This is a genomic window from Microbispora sp. CL1-1 (assembly GCF_012034195.1).
Lineage (GTDB): Bacteria > Actinomycetota > Actinomycetes > Streptosporangiales > Streptosporangiaceae > Microbispora.
In genome coordinates this window covers 1-605 of record NZ_JAATEK010000175.1, presented here as the reverse complement: position 1 = coordinate 605, position 605 = coordinate 1, and the positions used below count along the sequence as shown (strand labels likewise).

1 protein-coding gene is annotated in these 605 nt (G+C 70.9%); it reads left to right on the top strand.

Annotated elements, in window-relative coordinates:
* Positions 1-27: 27 nt before the first annotated feature.
* The coding region (locus HCK04_RS40490) for a DUF222 domain-containing protein (protein ID WP_168066711.1) at positions 28-605 on the top strand (578 nt) is incomplete at its 3' end.

Genomic DNA, 605 nt, shown 5'->3' with positions numbered 1-605 from the left:
TGTCATGACCGGGCGTGGTTTTTGCGGGTGCTGCTGGAGGTCGGGCTGCGTGAGGCGTGGTCCGGCGACAGCGTGGTCCGCCTGCAAACACCGGAGGAGTTCGCCCCGGATGAGGCGCGGGCGGCGCTGGTGTGGTCGCGCCGCCGCGCGGATTCGGCGTTCGAGCTGGCGTGGAATCTGCATCGCCGCCTGCCGGTGCTCGGTGAGGCGATGCTGGAGGGGGTGTTGGATGAGCCGCGGGCGGTGGCTTTCATCCGCTGGACGAGCGGGTTGACCGACGCCCAGGCCGGCTGGGTTTGCGAGCGTCTGGTGCCTCGGGCGGCGGGGTGGACGGTGGGCGAGCTGGTCGAGCACGTTCAGCGCATGGTGCTCGCGATCGATCCGGATTGGGCGGAAAAGCGTTATACCGAGGCGGTCCGCAGGCGGCGGGTGGCCGGCACGCGCAATGATGACGGTACCGCGACCGTGTCCGGGCTGGACCTGCCGGTGGAGCGGGCGGTGGCCGGGTGCGAGCGGATCGATGAGCTGGCCCGCGCCTGCAAACGCGCCGGGGACCGCCGCCCGATCGATCACATCCGCGCGGACTTGTTCTTGGGCAGCCTGGA